Genomic DNA, 19,128 nt, shown 5'->3' on the forward strand with positions numbered 1-19,128 from the left:
GGCGGAGCGGGGCCGCGCGGTTCGCCGCGCGGCCCTTTTTTTGGGCTCGCGATGCACGCAGCGCTTTTCCGGTTGAGCCTTGTCCTCGTCGGCGCGGAGGGGCGGTCCGGCGGTCAGGCTCACCTGGTGAGACGGACCACGGCAACACTGGGGCGCCCATACCGGGCCATCCATGAACGCCATTCTCCATGCCCGCCCGCTGCCGGCGCCCGTCCCGTCCGGCGGCCAGCTCGCGCGCCGGCTCGCCGACCGCTATGCCGACCGTGTCACCGGCCAGTTCACCATCGAGGGCCAGGCGGCCGACCTGCGGCCGTTGCCGCGGGACCTGCCGCCGGCGCTGGCCGGGGCGCTGCAGGCGCGCGGCATCCGCTCGCTGTACTCGCACCAGGCGCAGGCCTGGGACGCGGCGCGCGCGGGGCGGCATGTGGTGGTGGCCACGCCCACGGCGTCGGGCAAGTCGCTGTGCTACACGCTGCCGGTGGTCAGCGCGGCGCTGGAGCAGGGCGCCAAGGCGCTGTACCTGTTCCCCACCAAGGCGCTGGCGCAGGACCAGGTGGCCGAGCTGCTGGAACTCAACGCCGCCGGCAACTTGGGGCTGCGCGCGGCCACGTTCGATGGCGATACCCCCGGGGACGCGCGCCAGGCGATTCGCCTCAATGGCGACATCGTGGTCAGCAACCCGGACATGCTGCACCAGGCGATCCTGCCGCACCACACCAAGTGGGCGCAGTTCTTCGAGAACCTGCGCTACGTGGTGATCGACGAGGTGCACACCTATCGCGGCGTGTTCGGCTCGCACGTGGCCAACGTGATCCGCCGGCTCAAGCGGGTGTGCGCGTTCTACGGCGTGCGGCCGCAGTTCATCCTGTGCTCGGCGACGATCGGCAATGCCGCCGAGCACGCCGGCGCGCTGATCGAGGATGCGGTGGAGGCGATCACCGCGAGCGGCGCGCCCACCGGCGACAAGCACATCCTGCTGTGGAACCCGCCGGTGGTGAACCCGGACCTCGGCATCCGCGCCTCCGCCCGGTCGCAGGCCAACCGCATCGCGCGGCTGGCGATCAAGTCCGGGCTGAAGACGATGGTGTTCTGCCAGTCGCGGCTGATGGTCGAGGTGCTGACCAAGTACCTGAAGGAAGTGTTCGACCACGACCCGCGCAAGCCGCGGCGCATCCGCGCCTACCGCGGCGGCTACCTGCCCACCGAACGGCGCGAGGTGGAGCGCGAGATGCGCTCGGGGAAGATCGACGGCATCGTCAGCACCTCCGCGCTGGAGCTGGGCGTGGACATCGGCAGCCTGGACGTGGTGGTGCTCAACGGCTATCCAGGCTCGATCGCGCAGACCTGGCAGCGCTTCGGCCGGGCCGGGCGGCGCCAGCAGCCGTCGATCGGCGTACTGGTGGCCAGCAGCCAGCCGCTGGACCAGTACGTGGTGCGCCATCCGGAGTTCTTCGCCAGCGCCACGCCCGAGCAGGCGCGCATCGCGCCCGACCAGCCGCTGATCCTGATGGACCACGTGCGCTGCGCGGCGTTCGAGCTGCCGTTCGCGGACGGCGACGCGTTCGGACCGGTCGATCCGGGCCCGTGGCTGGAGGTGCTGGTGGAAAGCGGCGTGCTGCACCAGGAGGGCGGGCGCTTCGAGTGGATCGCCGACAGCTACCCGGCGCAGGCGGTGAACCTGCGCTCGGTGGCCGACGGCAACTTCGTGGTGGTCGACCGCACCGGCGGACGCCAGACCATCATCGCGGAAGTGGATTACTCCGCCGCGGCGCTCACCCTGTACGAGGGCGCGATCCACATGGTGCAGTCCGAGCCCTACCAGGTCGAACGCTTGGACTGGGAGGGGCGCAAGGCCTACGTGCAGCAGACGCACGTGGACTACTACACCGACGCCATCGACTACACCAAGCTCAAGGTGCTCGACGAGGCCGACCGCGGCGCGGCCGGACAGGGCAGCGCGCACCACGGCGAGGTGCACGTGCTGCGGCGCGTCTCGGGCTACAAGAAGATCCGCTTCCATACCCACGAGAACATCGGCTACGGGCCGGTGACGCTGCCCGACCAGGAACTGCACACCACCGCGTGCTGGTGGCAGCTGCCGCAGCAGGTGCTCGACGCGCACTTCGACAGCCGCCAGGACGCGCTGGACGGCTTCCTCTCCGCGGCCTATGCGCTGCACCTGGTGGCGATGGTGTCGGTGATGGCCGAAGGCCGCGACCTGCAGAAGGCGGTGGGCAGCGGCGATGGTGCGTGGTTCGCCACCGCCGACCAGGCCGGGCGCGGGCAGATCCGCTCCGGCGACAGCGGCGAGGCGGTGGTCGATGCCACGCGCGGATTCACGCCCACGCTGTTCCTCTACGACAACTATCCCGGCGGCGTCGGCCTGTCGCTGCCGCTGTTCGAACAGCGCGAGGCGTTGCGCGTGCAGGCGCTCGACCTGATCCGCGCGTGCCCGTGTGCGCATGGCTGTCCCGCCTGCGTGGGGCCGATCCTGGCCAGCAGCGAAGCGGCGGGCAAGTCGGTCAAGGCCGCCGGGGCGCAGGTGCTGGAACTGCTGGGAGCCGCGGCTTGAGCGCACTGGCCAGGCGGCTGGCGGGATTGCGGCAGCAGGCGGGCGGAGCGGCCAGGCCAGGTGAGGTTCCCGTGGGTCCAGGCGGTGGCATGGAGGCCGGGAAGGCGGCATTCCCTGATGCGCCGCGCGATGCGACGGCTGCTGCACAAGGGATGCGGTCCGCGGCGGCGGACGAGGGGAACGAGCACGTGTCGCCCGCGTCGCGTGGGCCGATGCGCGGCGAAACGGCGCGGCCGTCCGCTGCGCCGCGCGAGGCGACGACCGCCAGCCCTCCGGCGCCGCCGGCCTTTGGGCGTGGGATGGCACCCGGCGCTCGGACCGCGATGGCCGCCGCCTTGCGCGGGAAGTCGACGCACGTGCAGGCAGACACGCCCGCCGCGCCGCGCGCGAAGACCGCCGGCGAACAGGTGGCGCAGTTGCGCAAGCTGCTCGGCCTGCGCCCGCGCGCGCTCGCACAGGTGCGCAGTTTCGACCGCAGCCTGGACGGCGAGGAGATCGCGCCTGGCCTGCGCTATATCGAGCACCGTGTCCCGTTCGAGCAGCTGCAGGATCGGCTCGACCTGGCGGCGCTCAACCTGACCGCGTTCGAGCACGATCGGATCGACACCCACCGCATCCTCGCCTTCGACACCGAGACCACCGGCCTGGCCGGCGGCACCGGTACGCGCGCCTTCATGATCGGCGCCGCCGACTGGCGCGACGGCGGCCTGCGCCTGCGCCAGCTGCTGATGACCACGATGGGCGCCGAGCACGCGATGCTCCATGCCTTCGCAAGCTGGCTGGCGGCCGACACGGTGCTGCTGTCGTACAACGGCAAATGCTACGACCGCCCGCTGCTGAGCACGCGCTACACCCTGGCGCGGCTGGCCGACCCGGTGCTGGGGCGCGCGCACATCGACCTGCTGCACCCGGTGCGCAGGCGCTATCGCGGCGTGTGGGAGAACTGCCGCCTCGCCACCGCCGAGCGCCAGCTGCTGGGCGTGGTGCGCGAGGACGACCTGCCCGGCGCGGAAGCGCCCGCCGCCTGGCTGTCGTACCTGCGCGGCGGCAGCGCGGACAAGCTGCGCAGGGTCGGCCACCACAACGCCCAGGACCTGCGCAGCCTGGTCGGCCTGCTGGTCCATTTCCACCGGCTCGCCCAACGCGACGCGCCCCTTGCCTGACGCCGCGTCGCTGTCCTCGTAGTCCGGGCAGGCGCTGCCAACCGGGGCAGACGCAGGCCTCAGACCGCGCGAAGCGAGGCGGGCGGAACCGCACCACCGCCGCGGCCGGCGACGCGCCCGGACCATGGCGCATCCGCTGGGCGCCGTGCGCGGCAATGCGCGACGTGTGCCGTACCCTGCCTTCGAATCGTACTCTGGATCAAGTATCAGAGACGATTCGTGATCAGGAGTTCCGATCGGGCGGGCAAAGTCTCCTCACCGGCCAGCTGGCCGTGTCGCGACCACCCATCGTCCAAGAGGAAACCGCCATGTCCACCCTGATCCCCTCCCTGCTGGCCACCGCCCTCGCCATGGCCACCGCCACGTCCTCCACCCATGCCGCCGAGTTGCCGTCGCAGTCCGCCCCGGCGGGCGTCCACAACGTCGTCCTGGTGCACGGCGCATTCGCCGACGGGGCCGGCTGGCGCGGCGTGTACGACGACCTGACCGCGCGCGGCTACCGCGTCTCGATCGTGCAGAACCCGCTCACCTCGCTGGCCGACGACGTCGCCGCGACCCGCCGCGTGCTCGACCGCCAGGACGGCCCCGCGATCCTGGTCGGACACTCCTGGGGCGGCACGGTGATCACCGAGGCCGGCGTGCACGACAAGGTCGCCGGGCTGGTCTACGTCTCGGCCCTGGCGCCCGATGCCGGCGAAACCACCGCGCAGCAGTACGCCGGGTTCGCGCCCACGCCCGAGTTCGTGATCGACGTGGGCAGCGACGGCTACGGTTTCATCCGCCCGCAGACCTTCAAGGCCGGCTTCGCCCACGACGCGAGCGATGCGGACGCGGCCTTCCTGCGCGATTCGCAGGTGCCGATCAACATGTCGGTGTTCGAAACGCCGCTCACGCAGGCCGCGTGGCGGAGCAGGCCCAGCTGGGCGGTGATCGCCACCGAAGACAAGGCCTTCGACCAGGCGATGCTGGTGCACATGGCGCAGCGCATCGACGCGCAGGTCACCCGCGTCTCCGCCAGCCACGCGCTCTTCATGACCCAGCCCAAGGTGGTGGCCGACACGATCGACCGCGCGGCCAGGGCGGTCGTGCAGACGGCCCGCTAGTCTGCGTCCGGCATCGGTCCGCCCGGGTCGACATGGTGGTGGGCATCCTGACGGCGGGAACGCTCCCGTCGCCGGGCGCGGGCGCGAAGCCGCGAGGGCGCGAGCGTGCTGAAGCGAATGCGATCGCGTCCGCGCGTCAACGGACGCGGGTTGCGCACGTTCCACCCGCACGCTGTCGCGCGAATCCCGCGCCTGACGCACCGCAGCATTCTCCTGCGCTATACGCGGTACCGATTTCGTCATTGGTATGGCATGTCCCCCGCACCTATGCTGCGGCGATCACCAGCTGGGGCGAGGGTGCTGGCGGAATGAGGATGTGGATCGGAGGATGCGTGCGGCGCGCGCAGCGACGCACGGCCGCGTGGACGTGGCTGGCGCTGCTGTGCTTGTCGATGGGCCTCGCCGCACCCGCGCAGGCGGAGTATCGCTGGCGCAACGTGGCCATCGGCGGCGGCGGCTTCGTCACCGGGCTGGTGTTCCATCCCTCCACGCCCGGTCTGCTGTACGCACGCACCGACATCGGCGGCGTCTACCGCTGGGAGCCGGACGCGCAGCGCTGGACGCCGCTGCTGGACTGGATGGGCGCCGACGATCGCGGACGCTTCGGCGTCGAGAGCCTCGCGCTCGATCCCTCGGATCCCGACCGCCTGTACCTCGCCGTCGGCACCTACCTGCACGAACGCGGCAGCCCCGGCGCGATCCTGCGCTCGCGCGATCGCGGCGCGACGTTCGAGCGCACGCCGCTGCCGTTCAAGTTCGGCGGCAACGAACAGGGACGTGGCAACGGCGAACGCCTGGCGGTGGATCCCAACGACGGTCGCGTGCTGTTCTTCGGCACCCGGGCGCACGGCCTGTGGCGCAGCGCGGATGCGGGCGCCACGTGGACGGAGGTCGCAGGGTTCCCGGCCATCGCGCGCGACCGCTCGGCCTGGGCGATGGGCTTCCGCGACGCGGTGCCGATCGGCATCGCGTTCGTGGTGTTCGATCCGGACAGCGGCGGCGACGGCGCGGCCTCGCGCACGCTGTATGCGGGCGTGTCGACGCCCCAAGCCAGCGTGTACCGCTCGCGCGACGGTGGCCGCAGCTGGCAGGCTGTGCCGGGCCAGCCCACCGGCCTGCGCCCGAGCCACATGGTGCGCGACGCGCGTGGGCGCTGGCTGCTGAGCTACGGCGACGAACCTGGCCCGAACCACATGGCCGACGGCGCGGTGTACCGCTTCGATCCGGACGGCGACCGCTGGACCGAGATCACCCCGGTGGCGCAGTCGACCAGCGGCGACGGGCGCGGCTTCGGCTGGGGCGCGGTGGCGGTGGATGCAGGCGACCCGGATATCCTCGTCGCCAGCACGTTCCGGCGCTACTCGCCGGGCGACGACCTGTACCGCAGCACCGACGGCGGCGCGTCGTGGACACCGATGTTCGCGCGTTCGCGCTTCGACCACGCCGGCGCGCCGTGGACGACGGATGCGAAGCCGCACTGGATGGCGGACATCAAGATCGACCCGCACGACCCCGACCGCATCTGGTTCGTCACCGGCTACGGCCTCTGGGCCTCGCGCAACGCGCGCGCGTTCGACGCGGGCGACACGCTGCAGTGGGAGTTCCCGCAGGCAGGCTTCGAGGAAACCGTGCCGCTGGTGCTGGCCAGCCCGACGCAGGGCGCGCACCTGGTGAGCGGGCTGGGCGACGTCGACGGCTTCGTCCACGACGACCTCGACGTGCCGCAGCAGCGCTTTTCCGGCGTGCGCTTCTCCAATACCGAGAGCCTGGCCTGGGCCGGGCAGGCGCCGCGGCGCATGGTGCGCAGCGGCTATTTCCACAACCGGCCAGATGCCGCGGTGCGCGGCGCCTGGTCCGACGATGGCGGGCGGTCCTGGACCGCGTTCGCCAGCGAACCGCCCGACGGCGAAGGCGCCGGCCGCATCGCGCTGTCCGCGGACGGCGCCCGCATCGTGTGGCAGGTGCGCGGCGGCGGCCACTGGCACAGCACGGACAGGGGCGCGCGCTGGACGCGCGTCGATGGCCTGCCGGACACGGCGGTGGTGGAAGCCGACCGGATCGATCCTGACGTCTTTGTCGCGTTCGACCAGGCCTCCGGCACGCCGTACCGCAGTGGCGACGGCGGCCTGCGCTTCGCCGCGCTCGACGTGCGCGCACCGGAGGCCACGGGACCGCTGGAGGGCGGCGTGAGCCGAAGCGTCGCCCTGCGCCCGCATCCTGCACGCAGTGGCGAAGTGTGGATCGCCGCTGCGGGGCGTGGCCTGCTGCACTGGACGGAGTCTGCGCTGGTCCGCCTGCCGGGCGTGTCGATGGCGCACTCGGTCGGGCTCGGCAAGCCGGCGCGCGAGGGGGAGCCGCCGGTGCTGTTCGTGTTCGGCGAGGTCGACGGCACGCTCGGCCTGCACCGCTCCGACGACAACGGCCGCCAGTGGCGGCGCATCGGCCACGACGGCATGCGCTTCGGCGGCGTCATGCGCCACGTGAGCGGCGATCCGCGGCTGCACGGCCGCGTCTACTTCGGCACCGAAGGCCGGGGCATCTGGTACGGAGATCCGCAATGACGCAATCCAGGAATCGCTCGGCATCGCCATCCCTTCTACCGCCCGCGGGGGGCGGGGGCGACCTGCTTGCGCGGCGCCCCCGCGCAGATCGACCGAACGCCCGCTGCGCTGCGCGGGTCCGGACAGGGTCTGCTGGCGGACGGAGGGACGCCGAAAGCGCCCGGCGCGCAACGGCGGGAACCCTCCGCGCGCTCGCGATCGCCGCCTGCCTGCTCGCGGCTGGCGCCACGCACGCGGTCGAGTTGCCGCGCATGTTCGCCGACGGCATGGTGCTGCAGCGCGAGCGCCCGATCCTGGTGTGGGGTCGTGCGGAACCGGGGGCGCGGGTCGAGGTGGCGTTCGATGGCGACCGCGCGCAGACGACCGCCGGCGCGGATGGCGGCTGGCGTGTGTCGCTGCCGGCACGCGAGGCGGGCGGCCCGTACGCGATGCGGATCGACGACGGTCGGGCGCCGCGCGAGCTGCGCGACGTACTGATCGGCGACGTGTGGCTGGCGTCGGGCCAGTCGAACATGGAGTGGCCAATCGAGCAGTCCGCCGACGCGGAAGCGGAAATCGCGCGCACCACCGACCCGCTGATCCGGCACTTCAAGATCCCGAAGTCCTGGTCCGGTACGCCCGAGTGGCAGCTGGCCGGCGGCGAATGGATCGCCTCGTCGCCGGCCGTGGCCGGCGAGTTCTCGGCTGTGGCGCACTTCTTCGCGCGCGAGCTGCGCCGCAGCGAAGGCGTGCCGATCGGCATCGTCGACAGCACCTGGGGCGGCAGCAGCATCGAGGCCTGGATGGACGCCGCCACCCAGGGCATCGACGCCGGGGAGCAAGCGGCGCTGGCCGAAACGCTGAGGGCCGACGATGCGCGCGCACTGACGCAGGCGCGCGCCAACCTGGCGCGCTGGCAGCTGCCCGCCGACGACAGCGGGTGGCAGGCGGCCGGGCTCGACACCACCGGCTGGGCCGAGATCGCCGTGCCCGGCCTGTGGGAAGGCGGCGGCTTCAACGGCATGGACGGCATCGCGTGGTACCGCACCACGTTCGAGCTGAGCGCAGCCGAGGCGGGGCGCGGGCTCACCCTCGGCGTCGGCCGCATCGACGACACCGACACCACCTGGGTCAACGGCGTCGAGGTCGGCACCACGCAATCGCAGTACAACCTCGCGCGCGTGTACGCGGTGCCGGCCTCCGCGTTGCGCGCCGGCACCAACACGATTGCGGTGCGGGTGACCGACCTGGGCGGCGGTGGCGGCATCCACGGTCAGGCGGAGGAACTGTTCGTGCAGCCCGAGGGCGGCGCGCGCCGGCTCCTGACCGACACGTGGGCATTCCGGCCGGCCCAGGTCACCGCGCTCGCGCTGGACGACGACAAGAACCAGCGCCCGACCCTGCTGTACAACGCCATGATCCACCCGCTGCAGCCGCTGCCGGTGCGCGGCGTGATCTGGTACCAGGGCGAGTCGAACGCCGGCAGCGTCGAGCAGGCGCTGGCGTACCGGCAGCAGTTCCCGGACATGATCCGGCAATGGCGCGCGCAGTTCGACGCGCCGAAGCTGCCGTTCCTGTGGGTGCAGCTGGCGAGCTGGCACTCGGGCGGCGACGCAGGCGACTCCAGTCCCTGGGCGGTGTTGCGAGAATCGCAGAGCGCCACGCTCTCACTGCCGTCGACGGGCCAGGCGGTGGCGATCGACATCGGCGATGTCGACGACATCCACCCGACCAACAAGCAGGACGTGGGAAAGCGCCTGGCGCTGGCGGCGCGCCGCGTGGCCTATGGCGCGCCCGTGGTCGACCAGGGGCCGGTGTTCGAGGAGGCGCAGTTCACCGGCGGCGTCGCGCGCCTGTCATTCGAGGCCGACGGCCTGGTAGTGCGCGGAGGCGGTGCGCTGCGGGGGTTCCAGCTCGCCGGCGCCGACCGCCGCTTCCATCCCGCCGAGGCGATCATCGAGGGCGATCGCGTGATCGTACGCAGCGCCGCCGTGCCGGCGCCGGTCGCGGTGCGCTACGCGTGGAGCGACGCGCCGGTGGACGCGAACCTGGTGGGGGCGAGTGGGCTCCCGGCGTCGCCGTTCCGGAGTGATGCGTGGTGAGCGGGGCGATGGGCCGGGCGTGGTTGGTGATGGGTGAAATGATCCGGTCGATGAATGCCGCGCCCGCTGTTGCTTCTGTGGTTGCGGTTGCTGGTGCGGTTGATTTTCGGAGCCTTAAAGCGAGCCGAGCACCGCAGCCGGTGGCGGCCGTAGAGGCGCCCATGTCTGAGCGCAGCGAGTTTGGGCGCCGTGCCGCCAGCGGCGAGGAGCGCAGGGGACCGGCGCGGCGCAGCCGCGACGGCTCGCGTCCGGCGGAGAGGGCTTTTGGTTCCTTTTGGCCCGTCAAAAGGAACTCGGCCGCGCAGCGGGCGAAAGCTCTGCTCCTGCCTTTGGCCTTCTTCTCGAGACACGCGAAGAACAAATGCAACAGCTTCCGCGCTGTCGCGCGGGTGACTTTTGTCTTGTCAAAAGTCACCAAAACCGCTGTCGCCGGACGCGAGCCGGTCCGGCTGCGCCGGCCCGGTCCCCTGCGCTTCTCGGCCGGCGGGGCACGCGGCCCAAACTCGCTGCGCTCAGACATGGGCCGCTCTCCGGCCCCGCCGCCCTGCGATGCTCGGCTCGCTCTAAGGCTCGGAACAGCGAACGCAACAGCAGCAACATCAAGAGCAACATCAAGAACAACAACAGCAACAGCAACAGCAACAGCAACAGCAACAGCAACAGCAACAGCAACAGCAACAGCAACGACAGGCGCGCTCGCTGCTCGAGCCACAGCCATGTCAGATCATCAGGACCGGAAAGCACACGCGCTTGTCTCCAAGACATCCCCTTTCCGCGGAGCAATGCGCATGCGCAACCCAACGCTCACCCTCCTAGCCGCAGCAGCCCTGGTGCTGGCCGGCTGCCAGCGCCAGTCCGCCTCGCCGGACGCGGCGGCGACGACCGCGACCGGCGCGCCCACGGAGGCGGAGCGCGGTGCCGAGCGTCGGGACACGCGCAGCGATCCCGCGGCGGAGCGCCCGATCCCGCGCTTCGAGAGCAAGGACGGCAAGCACGCCCTGATCGTCGATGGCGCGCCGTTCCTCGTGCTCGGCGGGCAGGCGCACAATTCCAGCAACTATCCCGAGCCGCTGAAGCAGGTGTGGCCAGCGCTCGACGAGCTCGGCGCGAACACGCTCTCGATCTCGATCGCCTGGGAACAGTTCGAACCGGAGGAGGGCCGGTTCGACTTCTCCTTCGTCGACCACCTGCTGGAACAGGCGCGCGCGCACGACAAGCGCCTGATCCTGCTGTGGTTCGCCACCTGGAAGAACAACGGCCCGAACTACGCGCCGCGCTGGGTGAAGCTCGACAACGCGCGCTTCCCGCGACTGGTGCGCGAGGACGGGCAGGTGCTCAACTCGCTCTCCCCGCACGCGCCGGCCACGCTCGAAGCGGACCGCAAGGCGTTCGCGCGGTTGATGACGCACCTGCGCGAGCACGATCCGCAGCGCACGGTGATCATGGTGCAGCCGCAGAACGAACCGGGCACCTACGGCGGCGTGCGCGACTTCTCGCCGCTGGCGCAGCAGGCGTTCGACGGGCCGGTGCCGGAAGCGCTGCTCGCGCACCTGGGCAAGTCGCCGGGGACCTGGCGCGAGGTGTTCGGCGCCGACGCCGACGAGACTTTCCACGCCTGGCACATCGCCCGCTACATCGACCAGGTGGCCGAGGCCGGCAAGGCCGAGTATCCGCTGCCGATGTACGTCAACGCCGCCCTGCGCGGGCCCTTCAACCCGGGCCAGCCCGGGCAGTACGCCAGCGGCGGGCCGACCGACAACATGCTCGACGTGTACAAGGCCGCCGCGAAGCACATCGACCTGCTGGCGCCCGACATCTACATGCCCGAGCACCTGCTCTACACCACGGTGCTCGAGCGCTACGCGCGGCCGGACAACGCGCTGTTCGTGGCCGAGACCGGCAACACGCCGGCCTACGCGCGCTACCTGTTCGCCGCGCTGGGCCACGACGGCATCGGCTGGGTGCCGTTCGGCATGGACTACACGCCCTACGGCAACTGGCCGCTGGGCGCGAAGCGCACCACGCCCGAGACCATCGCGCCGTTCGCACAGGCGTTCGCGCGCATCAACCTCGGGATGCGCGTGTTCGCGAAGGCCGCGTCCGAAGGCCGGCTGCACGGGGTGTCCGAGGCGCCGGGCGTGCCCGAGCAGCAGATCCGGCTCAACGACCGCTGGAACGCCACGATCGCCTACGGCCTGCCGCACTTCTGGTTCCAGGGCGTGCCGCCCGGTAATCCCGAACCGATCGGCGGCGCGCTGATCGCCGAACTCGGCCCCGACGAGTTCCTGGTCACCGGCATGCACGCGCGGGTGACGATCCAGCCCGCGCGCGACGGCGTGGCGATGATCTACGACCGGGTCGAGGAAGGGCGCTATGCCGACACTGCGTGGGAATTCCACCGCAACTGGAACGGCGACCAGACCGATTACGGACTCAATTTCTCCGAGGCCGCGCAGCTTCTGCGCGTGACCCTGGCCACTTATCCCACCCGAACCGATTCGCAACCCCAGGAGCCCTGACGCCATGACCCGACTTTCCCGCTTTCCGCGGCCACTGGCCCTGCCGCTGGCCCTGTCCCTGGCCTGCGGTCTCGCGCATGCGGCCCCCGGCTGGGAGCGCGACGGCGACGGCGTCGTGGTGCATCCGACGCAGCCCGGCGCGGCGCCGGTGCGGCTGCAGGTGGTGGACGGCAACATCCTGCGCGTGACCGCCGACGCCGATGGCGATTTCGAGCGCTCGCCAAGCCTGATGCGGGCCCCGCGCGAGGGCGCCGCGCCGGCGTTCGAGGCGCGGGAGGCCGGCGACGCGGTGCGCGTGGTCGCACCGGGCATCTCCGCGACGGTTTCGCTGGCCGACGGCCAGGTCGCGTTCTTCGACGCGGCCGGCAAGCCGCTGGTCGCCGAAGTGGCGGGCGGCCGAACGTTCACCCCGGCCGAGTTCGACGGCCGCGAGTACGTGAGCGTGCGCCAGCGTTTCGAGTCCAACGACGACGAAGGCCTGTACGGCACCGGCCTGCACCAGCAGGGCTGGATGAACCTCAAGGGCCGCGACATCGAGCTGCTCCAGCACAACATCGACAACGCGATTCCCTACCTCACCTCGAGCCGGAACTACGGCATCCTCTGGGACAACAACTCGATCACCCGCTACGGCGACCCGCGCGGCCTGCGCCAGATCGGCGAGGTGGTGACGCTGTACGACAAGGACGGCAGGGAGGGCGCGCTCACCGCGACCTATTCGATCGAGCGCGACGTCAAGCTGGTGCGGCGCGAGGAACAGATCGACTACCAGTTCATCTCCAGCCTCGAGGCGTTCCCGGACGCAGGCAAGAACCTGGTCGAAGGCGGTCGCAGCGACGTGGTCTGGGAAGGCGCGATCGCCGCGCGCACGTCCGGGCGGCATACGTTCTCGTTGTACAACAGCGAGTACGCCAGGCTCTACGTCGACGGCAAGCTGGTGGTCGACCGGTGGCGCCAGAACTGGAATCCCTGGCACCACGAGTTCGCGCTGGACCTGGACGCCGGCAAGCGGCACGACATCCGCATCGAGTGGGACCGGATCGAACCGGCCTACATCGCGCTGCAGGGTCGCGACCCGCTGCCGGCCGCCGAGGCCGGCGACCTGTCGATCTGGTCCGAAGCCGCGCAGGTGATCGACTACTACGTGGTGGCCGCGGACGACGCCGACGGCGTGATCGCCGGCTACCGCACGCTGACCGGCAAGGCGGTACTCCTGCCCAGGTGGGCCTACGGTTTCTGGCAGAGCCGCGAGCGCTACAAGACCCAGGCCGAACTGACCGGCGTGCTGGACGAGTACCGCCGCCGCAAGCTGCCGATCGACAACATCGTGCTCGACTGGTCGTACTGGCCCGAGGACGCCTGGGGCTCGCACGACTTCGACCCGGCGAACTTCCCCGATCCCGACGGCATGGTCGACCACGTGCACGACCGCAACGCCCAGATCATGATCTCGGTGTGGCCGAAGTTCTACCCGACCACCGAGCACTACAAGGAACTCGCCGCCAAGGGCTACATGTACACCCGCAACATCGAGGTGGGCGAGCTGGACTGGATCGGCAAGGGCTACCTGAACTCCTTCTACGATCCGTACACGACCGAGGCGCAGGACATCTTCTGGCGCCAGGTCAACACCAAGCTCAACAGCAAGGGCTTCGACGCCTGGTGGCTGGACGCGACCGAGCCCGACCTGCACAGCAACATCGACACCGGCGAACGCAAGGCGCGCACGATGCCGAACGCGCTGGGCTCGTCGGTGGAGTATTTCAACGCCTATCCGCTGCCGCATTCCGAAGGCGTGTACCGCGGCTCGCGCGAGGTGGAGCCGGACAAGCGCGTGTTCATCCTCTCGCGCGCGTACTTCGCGGGCCAGCAGCGCGCGGGCGCGGCGTTCTGGAGCGGCGATATCGTGCCGCGCTGGGACGATTTCCGCGAGCAGATCTCCGGCCTGGTCAACGCCTCGATGGCGGGCGCGCCGAATGTGAGCTTCGACATCGGCGGCTTCTCGCCCGAGCGCCGCTACGAGCAGAAGGACCCGGCGCACCTGCCCGAGTGGCGCGAGCTCAACCTGCGCTGGTTCCAGCACGGCGCGTTCGTGCCGATCTTCCGCCTGCACGGCCAGTTCCCGTACCGCGAGATCTGGGAGATCGCGCCCGAGGGCACGCCGCACTACGACAGCTTCGTGCACTACCTCAAACTGCGCTACACGCTGCTGCCCTACATCTACACCCTGGCGGGCGACACCTGGCACGCGGACGGCACCATCCTGCGCGCGCTGGCGATGGACTTCCCCGGGGACGCGAAGGCGCGCGACGTCGCCGACCAGTACCTGTTCGGGCCGGCCTTCCTGGTCGCCCCGGTCACGCAGTTCAAGGCCACCAGCCGCGAGGTCTACCTGCCGGCGGGTGCACAGTGGATCGACTTCGAGACCGGCCAGCGGCACGAGGGCGGGCGCACGATCACCGCAGCCGCTCCGCTGCAGCGCATGCCGCTGTTCGTGCGCGCCGGCTCGATCGTGCCGCGCACGGTGGTGCAGCAGTACGTGGACGAGCAGCCGGGTGCGCCGCTGACCATCGAGGTCTACACCGGCGCGGACGGCAGCTTCTCGCTGTACGAGGATGCCGGGCGCAGCTACGGCTACGAGCGCGGCGAATCCAGCCGCATCCCGCTGGCGTGGGACCAGGCGCGCGGCACGCTGACCATCGGGGCGCGCGAGGGCTCGTATCCGGGCATGGCGGCGTCGCGCGAGATCCGCGTGCGCTGGATCGACGGACCGCGCGGCGACAACGGCGCGCTGGAGCCGGAGGCCGACGCCACGGTGACCTACGACGGCTCGGCGCAGGTGGTCATGCGGCCGGCGCAGGGCTGAGCCGTGGCGGCGTTCGATGCGCGTCGCCGCGAGGCGCTCAAGGCCGCCGCGCTGGCGGCGGTCGCGGGCGGGGGCGCGGCGGTGGGGTTCGGCCGCGGCGATGCGCGGGCGGCAGTGCCCGCCCCCGCGGCCGACGCGGCCGCGGGGTCCGCGGCATCCGCCGATGGCGCGGCCGTGGCCGGCGGCGCGCCGTGGCAGGACCTGCGCCTGTGGTATCCACGCCCGGCAACGCAGTGGGTCGAGGCGCTGCCGCTGGGCAACGGCCGGCTCGGCGCCATGGTCTGGGGCGGCGGCAAGCACGAACGCATCCAGCTCAACGAGGACACGCTCTACGCCGGCGGGCCCTACGATCCGGTGCCGCCGGGCGCGCTCGAGGCGCTGCCCGCGGTACGGCGTCTGCTGTTCGCGCGCCGCTACGCCGAGGCCGAAGCGCTGGCGAACGACGCCATGTTGGGCCGGCCGCCGAAGCAGATGCCCTACCAGCCGCTGGGCGATCTGGTGCTGGACTTCTTCGAGATCGCCGAGACCAACGGCTACCGGCGCGAGCTGGACCTGGATCGCGCGCTGGCCAGCTCGACCTTCGAGGCGCGCGGGCTGCAGCACCGGCGCGAGGTGTTCGTCTCGCCGGTCGACCAGTGCCTGGCGATGCGGCTGTCGGGCGACAAGCCGGGCCGCATCTCGCTGCGCATCGGGCTGGCGAGCGACCAGCCGAGCGCCCAGGTGGACGCCGACGGCGACGCGGGCCTGCTGTTGCGCGGCCGCAACGAGGCGGCGTTCGGCGTGGACGGCCAGCTGCGGTTCGCCGCACGACTGCAGGTCCTGCCGGTCGGCGGCACGCTTCGGCGCCGCGACGGCCGCATCGAGGTGCGCGATGCCGACGAAGTGGTGCTGCTGCTCACCGCGGCCACCAGCTTCCGCCGCTACGACGACGTGTCCGGCGATCCCGAAGCGGTCACCCGCGACCAGCTTGCCCGTGCGACTACGCGCTCATGGCCCCGGCTGCTCGACGATCACGTGGCCGCGCATCGTGCGCTGTTCCGCCGGGTGGAGATCGACCTCGGCGCCTCGCCCGCCGCCCTCGCGCAGCTGCCCACCGACGCGCGCGTCGAGTGCTTCGCCGAGGCGAGCGACCCGGCGCTCGCCGCGCTCTACCACCAGTTCGGCCGCTACCTGCTGATCGCCAGTTCGCGCCCCGGCACCCAGCCGGCCAACCTGCAGGGGATCTGGAACGACCTGCTGCAGCCGCCGTGGGAAAGCAAGTACACGATCAACATCAACACCGAGATGAACTACTGGCCGGCCGAGCCCTGCGCGCTGGCCGAATGCGTCGAGCCGCTGGAGCGCATGGTGGCCGAGCTGGCCGAGCGCGGGCGCGAGACCGCGCGCCGCATGTACGGCGCGCCGGGCTGGGTGGTGCACCACAACACCGACCTGTGGCGCGCGACCGCGCCGATCGACGGCGCGCAGTGGGGGTTGTGGCCGCTGGGCGGCGCCTGGCTGCTGCAGCACCTGTGGGACCGCTGGGACTACGGCCGCGATCCGGACCAGCTGCGCCGCATCTACCCGCTGTTCCGCGGCGCGGCGGAATTCTTCGAGGCCGTGCTGGTCGAGGATCCGAACACCGGCGCGCTGGTCACCGCGCCCTCGATCTCGCCGGAGAACCAGCATCCGCACGGCGCCGCGCTGTGCGCCGGGCCGTCGATGGACGCGCAGCTGCTGCGCGACCTGTTCGGCCAGTGCATCGAGGCCGCAGCGCTGCTGCAGGTGGACGGGGACTTCGCCCGACGCCTGGCCGCGTTGCGCGAACGGCTGCCGCCGCACCGCATCGGCCGTGCCGGCCAGCTGCAGGAATGGCAGGAGGACTGGGACATGGGCGCGCCGGAGATCGACCACCGCCACGTCTCGCACCTGTACGCGCTGCATCCCTCCAGCCAGGTCAACCTGCGCGACACGCCGGAACTCGCCGCGGCCGCGCGCCGCTCGCTGGAGATCCGCGGCGACGAGGCCACCGGCTGGGGCATCGGCTGGCGCCTGAACCTGTGGGCGCGGCTGCGCGACGGCGAACGCGCGATGGCGATCCTGCGCATGCTGCTCAGCCCGTCGCGCACCTATCCGAACCTGTTCGACGCCCATCCGCCGTTCCAGATCGACGGCAACTTCGGCGGCACCGCGGGCATCACCGAGATGCTGGTGCAGAGCTGGGGCGGCACGGTGTTCCTGCTGCCGGCGCTGCCGCGCGACTGGCCGGCGGGCACGCTGCGCGGGGTGCGCGTGCGCAACGCGGCGCGGCTGGACCTGGCGTGGCGGAACGGGGTCGTGACCAGCGTGGTGCTGCACAGCGAGCGCGGCGGCGAATACCGCGTCGACCATCGCGGCCACGTGCTGGCGCTGTCGCTGGCCGCTGGCGAATCCGCGACACTCGCCTGGCGCGACGGCGCCCTGGTGCGCGCGTGAGCGCCACGGCGGGGCGGCGCACGCGCCGCGGTTGCAACCGCAACCGCCGGTCGATGCTGCGTTGCACGAACGCTCCGGCGGGATGCTCGGGCTACGATAGCGCGCTGGATGACAGCGCAGTCATCCAGACGTGGTGCCGCGGCGGTCTCGCGACCGCCGTCGTGCGCGCGTTGCCGGGGCCGGGGAGGCGGTGACACGGCAGCGCGTTGCGTTCGATCCATGGTGCGGTCCGCCCGACCGGTGGACGCGCACACATGGACGGGCACCGGGTTGCACACAGACGCACGGCATTCCATTCCCCGGAGGGAACACATGAGCAGTCCCCACGCACCAGGCGAGAACACCGGTTTCATCATCCTGATCAGCCTGGTGGCGACGATCGGCGGTTTCCTGTTCGGCTACGACAGCGGCGTGATCAACGGCACCGTCGACGGCATCACCACCGCTTTCAACTCCGATGCGGCGGTGACCGGCTTCAACGTCGCCTCGATGCTGCTGGGCTGCGCGGTGGGCGCCTGGTTCGCCGGCACCCTGGCCGACCGCTACGGCCGCCGCACGATGCTGCTGCTGGCGGCGGTGTTCTTCATCGTCTCGGCCTGGGGTTCGGGCATCGCCACGTCCTCGTTCGAGTTCGTGATCTACCGGGTGATCGGCGGCCTGGCGGTCGGCGCTGCGAGCGTGATGTCGCCTGCCTACATCAGCGAGGTGGCACCCGCGCGCTACCGCGGCCGCCTGGCCACGATCCAGCAGATCGCGATCATCTCCGGCCTGTTCGCCTCGTTCCTGAGCAACTACCTGCTGGCGAAGGTCGCGACCTCGTCGGTGGCCGAACTGTGGATGGGCTACGAGGCCTGGCGCTGGATGTTCTGGGCCGAACTGGTGCCGGCGGCGCTGTTCTTCGTGCTGCTGTTCTTCATTCCCGAAAGCCCGCGGTACCTGGTGGCGCGCGGTCTGCGCGAGCGCGCGAAGGGGGTGCTGTCGCGGCTGTACGGCGCGGTCCAGGGCGAGCGCAAGCTGGGCGAGATCGATGCCTCGCTGGCCACCGACCACCATCGCCCGCGACTGTCGGACCTCGTCAGCAAGGCCACCGGCCGGATCCGCCCGATCGTGTGGGTGGGCGTGGGGCTGGCCACGTTCCAGCAGCTGGTCGGCATCAACGTGGTGTTCTATTACGGCGCGGTGCTGTGGCAGGCGGTGGGCTTCTCCGAATCCGACGCCCTGCTGATCAACGTGCTCTCCGGCGCGCTCAGCATCGGCGCCTGCATCGTGACCGTGCTGCTGATCGACCGCGTGGGACGCAAGCCGCTGCTGTGGATCGGCTCGGTCGGCATGGCCGTCACCCTGGGGCTGGTGACCTTCGCCTTCGCCACCGGCGGCGTGGATGCCGCCGGCCGTCTGCAGCTGTCCGACTCGATGGGCCTGCTGGCGCTGGTGGCAGCGAACGCCTACGTGGTGTTCTTCAACCTGTCCTGGGGCCCGGTGATGTGGGTGATGCTGGGCGAGATGTTCCCGAACCAGATCCGCGGCTCCGGCCTGGCGGTCGCCGGCCTGGCGCAGTGGACGGCGAACTTCCTGATCACCTGGACCTTCCCGATGCTGCTCGCCGGCATCGGCCTGGCGACGGCCTACGGCATCTACACGGTGATGGCGGTGATCTCGGTGTTCTTCGTGATCAAGTTCGTGCACGAGACCAAAGGCCGCGAACTCGAGCAGATGGAGGGCTGACGCGCGCGGACGTCCCGGCGGCCCCGACGCGCATCGGGGCGCCGGGGCGACCGCGGCGTTGGAACGTTGAAGCAAGCCTTCCCC

At 71.3% G+C, this 19,128-nt stretch carries 9 protein-coding genes; all 9 read left to right on the plus strand.

The genetic code is table 11. The features are described 5' to 3' along the window. The first annotated feature begins 172 nt into the window (after positions 1 to 172). The 9 genes from QFW80_RS11345 to QFW80_RS11385 all read left to right on the plus strand — a co-directional run bounded on the left by QFW80_RS11345 (position 173) and on the right by QFW80_RS11385 (position 19,044). On the plus strand, positions 173 to 2,572 hold the full coding sequence (locus QFW80_RS11345) for a DEAD/DEAH box helicase (RefSeq protein ID WP_280602072.1): 2,400 nt from the start codon (positions 173 to 175) through the stop codon (positions 2,570 to 2,572). A gap of 356 nt (positions 2,573 to 2,928) precedes the next feature. After that, positions 2,929 to 3,735 carry a ribonuclease H-like domain-containing protein gene (locus QFW80_RS11350; protein ID WP_280602073.1) on the plus strand — a complete coding sequence of 269 codons (807 nt, stop codon included), beginning with the start codon at positions 2,929 to 2,931 and terminating at the stop codon, positions 3,733 to 3,735. A gap of 308 nt (positions 3,736 to 4,043) precedes the next feature. Further along, positions 4,044 to 4,838 (plus strand): alpha/beta fold hydrolase, encoded by a 795-nt coding sequence (locus QFW80_RS11355; RefSeq protein ID WP_280602074.1) that lies wholly within the window; start codon positions 4,044 to 4,046, stop codon positions 4,836 to 4,838. A 314-nt stretch (positions 4,839 to 5,152) separates the two neighbouring features. Then, positions 5,153 to 7,399, plus strand: coding sequence for a WD40/YVTN/BNR-like repeat-containing protein (locus QFW80_RS11360; RefSeq protein ID WP_425603568.1), 2,247 nt, complete (start codon positions 5,153 to 5,155; stop codon positions 7,397 to 7,399). Between the two features lie 251 nt (positions 7,400 to 7,650). Further along, the gene (locus QFW80_RS11365) at positions 7,651 to 9,480 is read left to right on the plus strand and encodes a sialate O-acetylesterase (RefSeq protein WP_280602076.1); all 1,830 of its coding nucleotides are present in this window, start codon (positions 7,651 to 7,653) and stop codon (positions 9,478 to 9,480) included. Positions 9,481 to 10,196: 716 nt separating this feature from the next. Then, positions 10,197 to 11,999: a DUF5597 domain-containing protein gene (locus tag QFW80_RS11370; protein WP_425603557.1), complete on the plus strand. Its 1,803-nt coding sequence runs from the start codon at positions 10,197 to 10,199 to the stop codon at positions 11,997 to 11,999. A 4-nt stretch (positions 12,000 to 12,003) separates the two neighbouring features. Further along, entirely contained in the window at positions 12,004 to 14,865 is a 2,862-nt protein-coding gene (locus QFW80_RS11375; RefSeq protein WP_280602078.1) for a TIM-barrel domain-containing protein, read from the plus strand. 3 nt (positions 14,866 to 14,868) lie between these two features. Next, the gene (locus QFW80_RS11380) at positions 14,869 to 17,319 is read left to right on the plus strand and encodes a glycosyl hydrolase family 95 catalytic domain-containing protein (RefSeq protein ID WP_345782082.1); all 2,451 of its coding nucleotides are present in this window, start codon (positions 14,869 to 14,871) and stop codon (positions 17,317 to 17,319) included. Between the two features lie 219 nt (positions 17,320 to 17,538). Further along, positions 17,539 to 19,044 (plus strand): sugar porter family MFS transporter, encoded by a 1,506-nt coding sequence (locus QFW80_RS11385; RefSeq protein WP_425603558.1) that lies wholly within the window; start codon positions 17,539 to 17,541, stop codon positions 19,042 to 19,044. Positions 19,045 to 19,128 lie beyond the last annotated feature (84 nt).

Source organism: Luteimonas rhizosphaericola (assembly GCF_029888045.1).
Taxonomy (GTDB): Bacteria; Pseudomonadota; Gammaproteobacteria; order Xanthomonadales; family Xanthomonadaceae; genus Luteimonas; species Luteimonas rhizosphaericola.